The sequence below is a fragment of the Oleiphilus sp. HI0061 genome, assembly GCF_001635675.1.
Window position 1 is genome coordinate 1 of sequence record NZ_LWFE01000296.1, and the last position, 563, is coordinate 563.

Annotated in this window: 1 pseudogene; it reads right to left on the bottom strand. The window is 45.3% G+C overall.

The window, feature by feature from the left end:
- A pseudogene (locus tag A3735_RS03855) lies at window positions 1–563 on the bottom strand (nitrite/sulfite reductase); the annotation flags it as partial.

Below are 563 nucleotides of genomic sequence, written 5' to 3' on the forward strand. Positions count from 1 at the left end.
CAATTGGCAAAGCCTTTGTGCTCGTCTTGTTGCTTAACAAAGCTTTCACTATTATCAGCAAGCGATTGGTATGCTGGTTCTGTAAAGAAGTTTTTTACACGGTCAATTTCTTCATTGGTCAGTGTTGTCGCTCCATCCTTGATATGCTCCCATTCAGCTTCAACGCGTTCTGCGAACTTGGCGGGTGTAAGGGCTTTTACAAGGATTTTAATACGAGCTTTGTATTTGTTGTCGCGGCGACCGTGAATATTGTAGACACGCAAGATCGCATCGAGATAACTAAGCAGGTGCTTCTCGGGTAAAAACTCACGAATTACCGAGGCAATGATTGGCGTACGGCCTAGCCCACCACCGGCCAAAACTTTAAAGCCAATTTCACCTGCATCGTTCTTAACAAGCTCCAGAGCAATATCATTCACTAGAGACTCAGTACGATCTGTATCACCACAAGCGTTTACCGAGATTTTGAATTTACGTGGCAAGAATGCAAACTCAGGATGGAAAGTCGACCACTGACGTATGATCTCGCAGTAAGGGCGCGGGTCTAACAATTCATTCGCTGC